Below are 6,440 nucleotides of genomic sequence, written 5' to 3' on the forward strand. Positions count from 1 at the left end.
TTAGAGGGAGATCATCTATTCGTTCTGACTGTGTTTGTGACGTAATTGCTCGACTCCTTGTTGGCCAACACTTGACTACACAAGGATTTTAACCTTTTTTGCCCACCTTACCCCTTCAATTTAAGCGAACGGTGAGTCAGATCGGTAGAGGGAACCCAAAAAAATCAGGTCTGGACATTGATTATCCTTTTGGGAAGTGCCATTATTACGGCCGGTTGGAAAGTATTTTTTTCCAGTAATATCTGAGTTGTCTAATCCTCAACACAACTACAGTTAACCGCTCCTGAAAGAAAATTTTCTTAAAGCCTAGACTTAAGATAAAATTATATCCAACCAGATGCAGTATAGGAGTTTACCAAATGTCTAACGAAACTGTTACTTATTCCCTTGATGTCGTCCTCAAAGAAATTAAAGACAGTATCAAGGAAGTTAGCCAGAAATTCGATAAGATTGATGAACGGTTTGATCGATTAGATAATCGCTTAACAAAACTTGAGATAGGACAAGCAGATATCAAAGGAGATATTAAAGTTTTAGACGAGAAAATCGAAGGCATCGACAATCGGCTAAAATCAGTGGAAGGAACCCAAAAAAATCAGGTCTGGACATTGATTATCCTTTTGGGGAGTGCCATTATTACGGCCGCTTGGAAAGTATTTTTTTCCAGTAATATCTGAGTTCTCTAATTCTCAACAAAACTATAGTTAAACCAACACAAAAAGATAAAACATTGTTTCTGGTTGACCGGATTTCCTAAGTGGGTGGGTGGAATTAAATATAAGATGAACGTAGGTTGGGTTGAAGCATGAAACCCAACGCCTGCATGGGTTATGCTACCGCTAACCCATCCTACAAATAATTTTGCTTCTTTCTGGTTGACCGGATTTTCTAATTGCTTACTTGCCAATACAAAAACGGCTAAAAATGCGATCAAGTACCGATTCAGTTACTTCTTCGCCGGTAATTTCTCCTAAAGCTTGAATGGCAGTACGCAGATCGATCGACCAAAAATCAAAAGGTAAATCTTGGTCAATTGTTTTTTTGACCTGTTCCAAAGCAATTTTCGCCCTAGTTAAAGCGGCCGCTTGTCGTTGATTAATGGCTAAATCCAAATTAGCCGCCTGTAGTTCTTGATTTTGGACAGCATTAATAATAGTTTTTTCTAAGTCTTCAATACCCTGATTTTGGACGGCGGATAGCTTGACAACTCGCTCAATTTCTGCTGGGTAAATTACCGTTTCTGGATTAACCAAATCAATTTTATTAATCACTAAAATTAATCGGCGATCGCTGACAGAGCGATAAATTTCCTCGTCCTCCTGGGTCCATCCTGACTCTGCGGAGACGGTTAAGAGAACTAAATCAGCAGACCGGGCCGTTTGACGGGAACGTTCCACCCCAATTTGTTCGACTCGATCGCTGGCCGAGCGAATTCCTGCCGTATCGAGGACTTGTACGGGGATTCCCGCCACAACTAGCTGAGATTCGACGATATCGCGGGTAGTGCCGGGTAAATCGGTGACAATCGCTCGATCGCTCCGACTCCAAGCATTTAACAAACTGGATTTCCCCACATTCGGCCGCCCCACGATCGCCACTTTTAGACCACTACGCAGCAATTCCCCGCGCTCGGCGGTAGCTAAAATTAAATTTACTTGACAAAAAACCTGTTCTATGCTATGGAGAACCGCCTCGTGATCCAAGGGCGGTAAATCCTCTTCAAAGTCAATACGGGCCTCAATTTCAGCCAAAATATCGAGACAGGTGGCACGCAAATGCCGGATCGGTTGAGCGAGCTTCCCCTGTAAACCAGCGAGGGCAAATTGTGCCGCTTGGGGAGAACGCGCCCCAACGAGATCGACGACGCTTTCGGCTTGAGTTAGGTCAATTCTGCCGTTAAGAAAGGCACGCAGGCTAAATTCCCCCGCTTGGGCCAAACGCGCCCCATTTTCTAGACATAACTGTAACACCTGTTGTACGGGCATAATGCCGCCATGACAGTGAAATTCCACCACATCCTCGCGGGTGAAAGAGCGGGGCGCTAACATGAGCAACAGCAAAGCTTCATCGATAATTGCCCGACTTTGGGGGTGCCGGATATAACCATAGAGAAGACGATGACTTTGCCATTTTTGACGATTGCGGGTATAAAAAAGCCGACGAGCGATCGCCACTGCCTCACTACCAGATAAACGGACAATACCGATACTACCCTGTTCCGGAACGATCGCCGTAGCGATGGCGGCGATCGTATCCCCTGTGTTCAACATCTCTTAATCACTCCTTGCTAAAATTGAAGTCAGGATCAATTTTGTCAGCATTTATCCCGAAAATATGCGCTCAAGGTCATTAAAAGCGAGAAAAAGCCGCAAATATTCAAGTAATCGCTTACTGCGATTTTTGCGCTATTGGTATATTCGCTTAATGCGATTACAAGGACATCCTAGGGAAATTGCCAGGGGTTTTGCCTTGGGAGTTTTTTCGGGATTTTTCCCGTGGATGGGCCTTCAAATCATCATCGCTATCTTTTTAGCTACCCTATTTCGTGCCAACAAAATTGCCGCTGCTGCTGGTACTTATATCAGCAATCCCGTGACCGATCTGCCGATTTTCCTGTTTAATTATAGATTGGGAGAGTTTATTCTTGGTCAAAGCGGGCGATCGAATGTGGGTGACATTTTTCAAACTAATCAAAGCTTCACCGAAAAGTTAGCTAGTTCTGGCGGCCAATTTCTTTTGACCCTGTTTTTTGGTTGCTTACTATCAGCGACGGTATTTGCTACGATAACCTATTTTGTTAGCTATCGCCTAGTTCATCAACGGTATCACCGGCGACAAACAAGGAGAAAACGCTGATAAATTGTCACCGTTCAGGGGGTGACGAAATCTGGTAATCTAAGGGGCATGGATGAGAAGCACCAACGGTAATCCCATAATAAGTCTAAACTGTGATTTGAATGATTGAATGAATACTATGATTGTGTTGTATTCAGCAAGCATTCATCAATGATCAATCATAGTCCATCCCATAGTCAAATTGATCGCAGTTAAGACGATGGATGTGACTGTCGCATCATTTGTGTATTGAGATGCTCTTTACTTAATGTATTGCCATACAATACTTTTGTCATTTAATCAGTAGGAAGCAGGTCTGAAATTATATTTAAAAAATCTCTCACTTGTGCAATGAAAGGAAGAACTTGTAATTCATCAAAATCTGCAAAGTCTGTATAATCTGCTTCGAGACGGTATTCAAACAATTCGTTATAAATTGCACCAAAGTCTTTTGAAATAATTTCACTACGGATGTAGTTTTTGTTGAAGAGACTACGGACACCTGTATGTTTTGGAGATGAGAGATTATCATAAGCAAGTAAAGCCGTAACAGCATAAAAGCAACTATAGTATAGACGATTGATACAACTATTCCATCTTGCACCATCAGCAAGAGAACAAGCATCTTGATAAGCTTCCTCTACACGATTTAAACGATACCTAATTAGTTGATCGTGAAGGGAATTTTTACTCATAGCATAATAGCTTCTTTGTTAACTGATTCCCAGAAAGGAGTAGTTTGTAATAAGGGATGTTCCCATTGATTTTTGCTGCGAACAATGGTACAAATAACCTCTTCTGTTTCCCATTCGATTTCATAAATTTGACGACGGATTTGAGATGTGCGAGTAGGGTTGGTGATCCCATCAACTAATACTAATATATCCCAATCAGAGTCTGGTTGAGCATCATTCCGCGCCCGTGAACCATAAAGAAATATTTGCGCTTGTGGTTCGATCGCTTGTACTGCTTGTTTAATTTTATTGAGTAATAGTTGTTTGTCCATGATTTTTTATGACCTTTTTGTACTGCAAAACAATATTAACAATATAGTCCATCCCATAATCCCATAATAAGTCTAAACTGTGATTGAAATGATTGAATGAATACTATGATTGTGTTGTATTCAGCAAGTCTTCATCAATGATCAATCATAGTCCATCCCATAATCCCATCAATCACAGTTAAGACGATGGATGTGACTGTCGCATCATTTGTAAACTTTTCCGAATTTGAACAATAGTAGAGTGATTTTTCCTAATAGTTGTTGACTCCATTTTATAGTAGTTCTATTTTTTGAAAAAGAATAATAAAACCTTCTTGGGTAAAGTGCTTGTCATGGGTAAGCACTTCAAAAATATCCATTTGTTGCATAATTACTATTGATATGCAGTCTGTAATGCTATAACCTTTGTCTGACCGTTGTTTATATAATTCAAAACCTAATTGACGTAATTCTGGTGTATAGGAAATAACTTTTATTGTTTTTTCCCGTAGCATTTGCGTACACATCAAGAGTGCTTTCTGTCTCATAATAGTTCCTCTAGATGAAGCATAGTTCAGTATCTCATCAATAATGCCATCTGTCGTTATTAGCTGATCATTGATACAATTATGAGCATAATTAAGCGCAATTTGATGCCAGTTATCTTTAGGGTTGAGTAAAGCGATCCAATAAAAGGTGTCGGCAAAAATTTGCTTCATGGTTAATGTTTAGGAGTACCGTAAATATAATGATCATGTTGCTCTGCACTATCGGTTGGTAAGGTATCTAAAATTTCTTGAGGAATATCAGCAGTGAGTTCTTCTATAAATTGTGCAAAAGGTTTAGATTGTTCTTGCGATCGATTATGTTTGATTTTGGCTAATAATAAAAAGTCAAAAACTTCTTCTATTACCTCATCGGATACTGTTTCAATTTCATGAATTAGTTGTTCTTTAATAGTCATAATTTTACCTTTGTAAGTTCTTCAAATATAGCCTATATCAGTTATCAGTGATTAATTCAATTATAGTCCATCCCATAATCCCATAATAAGTCTAAACTGTGATTGAAATGATTGAATGAATACTATGATTGTGTTGTATTCAGCAAACCTTCATCAATAATCAATCATAGTCCATCCCACACATAAATCACAGTTAAGACGATGGATGTTGCTGTTGTCGCAGCCTTTGTAAGTTTTCCCGAATCTTAACAGTAGTAGGATGATTCTCCCCTAAAGCTTGCTCGGCAATTGCTAATGATTGTAAATAGAGGGGTTCTGCTTCTGTGTACCTGCCTTGAAAATAGTACAAATGCGCTAAATTGTTGAGGGAAAGTGTCACATCAGGATGATTGTCTTCTAAGAGTCGTTGACTCAATTCTAATGCTTGTATTAAGAGTGGTTCAGCTTCTTCGTATCTTCCTTGAGATTGGTAGAGTTTTGCTAAATTATTAAGATTTTCAGTGACATTGGGATAGTTATCGCCTTCAAAAATTTCTGGACAGTATTTTTTTAGATTTGCCAGAAATTCCTGTGAGGTAACTTCAGTAAAATCTTGGTGGATAATATTGCGAAATTCTTTAGGATCTAGCATGGTTAATTTTCTCCTTCTATTTAATTAACTCTTCATACTCATCATGAGAACCAATCCAAAACCAGTAATAATCTTCACCTTTTTTCAATGCTAAAGCTCTATAATTCTCAGTTATTCGGACTGACCAGACATTTTTCCCTACTTTCTTGAAATGTAATGATCGATGGAAAACATTACTAATCCAGAGACGATAGGCTTTTTTTGCCTGTTGCTTAATGTAGGGAGGTAAGTTGGCATAACATTGCCAAAAATCAGGAGTTGTTAAGGATTTCATCTAAAGACTTAACTTGATTGTTACTGATATCATTGTTGACTTTTTGTAATAGTCGATCGAGTTTCCCTGATTCGAGATCGTTTTTTATCTGTTTGTCCCAACTATCATCAAGATAGTCTTGTAACCAAGCTGATAATTGATAGATTTCTTCGTCAGGCAACTGGAGAATCGCGGATTCAATATCTTTGAGTGTAGTCATGATTGTTTGGTTGATTGAAGGTGATTGTATTATTTTATATTGTTGTATTATCGGATAGGTTAATAACCCATCCTACGGGAGCGACTCTAAGTTTTCCCGAATTGTAACAGTAGTAGGATGATTCTCCCCTAAAGCTTGCTCGGCAATTGCTAATGCTTGTAAATAGAGAGGTTCCGCTTCTGTGTACCTGCCTTGGGATTGGTACAAGCTTGCTAAATTGTTGAGGGAACTTGCCAAATCGGGATGATTGTCTCCTAAGAGTCGTTTTCTCAAATCTAATGCTTCTAGATAGAGAGGTTCTGCTTCTGTGTACCTGCCTTGGGAACGGTATAATATTGCTAAGTCGTTGAGGGAAGTTGCCACATCGGGATGATTGTCTCCTAAGAGTCGTTTTTTCAATTCTAATGCTTCTAGATAGAGAGGTTCCGCTTCTGTGTACCTGCCTTGGGAACTGTACAATAGTGCTAAATTGTTGAGGGAAAGTGCCACATCGGGATGATTGTCTCCTAAGAGTTGTTTTAACAAATCTAATGCTTGTAGATAGAGAGGTTC

11 protein-coding genes and 1 pseudogene are annotated in these 6,440 nt (G+C 39.4%); 3 read left to right on the forward strand and 9 right to left on the reverse strand.

The annotated features are described in order from the left end of the window. Positions 1-135: 135 nt before the first annotated feature. Positions 136-246: pseudogene (locus O9324_RS08350) on the forward strand (polyhydroxyalkanoate biosynthesis repressor PhaR); the annotation flags it as partial. 113 nt (positions 247-359) lie between these two features. Then, positions 360-677 (forward strand): DUF4164 family protein, encoded by a 318-nt coding sequence (locus O9324_RS08355; RefSeq protein ID WP_079209767.1) that lies wholly within the window; start codon positions 360-362, stop codon positions 675-677. Between the two features lie 219 nt (positions 678-896). Here O9324_RS08355 and mnmE read toward each other — a convergent pair whose 3' ends face one another. Continuing rightward, a complete protein-coding gene (gene mnmE, locus O9324_RS08360) occupies positions 897-2,270 on the reverse strand; it encodes a tRNA uridine-5-carboxymethylaminomethyl(34) synthesis GTPase MnmE (RefSeq protein ID WP_002770071.1) in 1,374 nt (457 codons plus the stop codon). 64 nt (positions 2,271-2,334) lie between these two features. On the opposite strand from mnmE, the gene O9324_RS08365 reads away from it, so the two are divergent. Continuing rightward, on the forward strand, positions 2,335-2,856 hold the full coding sequence (locus O9324_RS08365) for a DUF2062 domain-containing protein (protein WP_288139945.1): 522 nt from the start codon (positions 2,335-2,337) through the stop codon (positions 2,854-2,856). A gap of 275 nt (positions 2,857-3,131) precedes the next feature. On the opposite strand, the gene O9324_RS08370 is transcribed toward O9324_RS08365, so the two are convergent. The 8 genes from O9324_RS08370 to O9324_RS08405 form a co-directional block, all read right to left on the reverse strand. Next, positions 3,132-3,530: a HEPN domain-containing protein gene (locus O9324_RS08370; RefSeq protein ID WP_287630141.1), complete on the reverse strand. Its 399-nt coding sequence runs from the start codon at positions 3,528-3,530 to the stop codon at positions 3,132-3,134. Continuing rightward, entirely contained in the window at positions 3,527-3,841 is a 315-nt protein-coding gene (locus O9324_RS08375; protein ID WP_287630143.1) for a nucleotidyltransferase domain-containing protein, read from the reverse strand. The genes O9324_RS08370 and O9324_RS08375 overlap by 4 nt, the downstream gene beginning before the upstream one ends. A 272-nt stretch (positions 3,842-4,113) precedes the next feature. Then, the gene (locus O9324_RS08380; RefSeq protein ID WP_288139946.1) at positions 4,114-4,539 is read right to left on the reverse strand and encodes a type II toxin-antitoxin system VapC family toxin; all 426 of its coding nucleotides are present in this window, start codon (positions 4,537-4,539) and stop codon (positions 4,114-4,116) included. Positions 4,540-4,541: 2 nt separating this feature from the next. Continuing rightward, the gene (locus O9324_RS08385) at positions 4,542-4,784 is read right to left on the reverse strand and encodes a hypothetical protein (protein WP_002760184.1); all 243 of its coding nucleotides are present in this window, start codon (positions 4,782-4,784) and stop codon (positions 4,542-4,544) included. A gap of 193 nt (positions 4,785-4,977) precedes the next feature. Continuing rightward, complete coding sequence (locus O9324_RS08390) at positions 4,978-5,415, reverse strand: tetratricopeptide repeat protein (protein WP_288139947.1); 438 nt, start codon at positions 5,413-5,415, stop codon at positions 4,978-4,980. Positions 5,416-5,431: 16 nt separating this feature from the next. After that, positions 5,432-5,689: a ParE family toxin-like protein gene (locus O9324_RS08395; RefSeq protein ID WP_002737575.1), complete on the reverse strand. Its 258-nt coding sequence runs from the start codon at positions 5,687-5,689 to the stop codon at positions 5,432-5,434. Then, positions 5,667-5,888, reverse strand: coding sequence for a hypothetical protein (locus tag O9324_RS08400; RefSeq protein WP_287630146.1), 222 nt, complete (start codon positions 5,886-5,888; stop codon positions 5,667-5,669). Before O9324_RS08400 ends, O9324_RS08395 begins: the two co-directional genes overlap by 23 nt. A gap of 72 nt (positions 5,889-5,960) precedes the next feature. Beyond that, positions 5,961-6,440, reverse strand: a 480-nt coding sequence (locus tag O9324_RS08405) for a tetratricopeptide repeat protein (protein WP_288139948.1), incomplete at its 5' end; no start/stop codon positions are given.

Origin of the sequence: Microcystis sp. LE19-84.1B, from assembly GCF_027531875.1 — a bacterium.
GTDB lineage: Bacteria > Cyanobacteriota > Cyanobacteriia > Cyanobacteriales > Microcystaceae > Microcystis > Microcystis panniformis.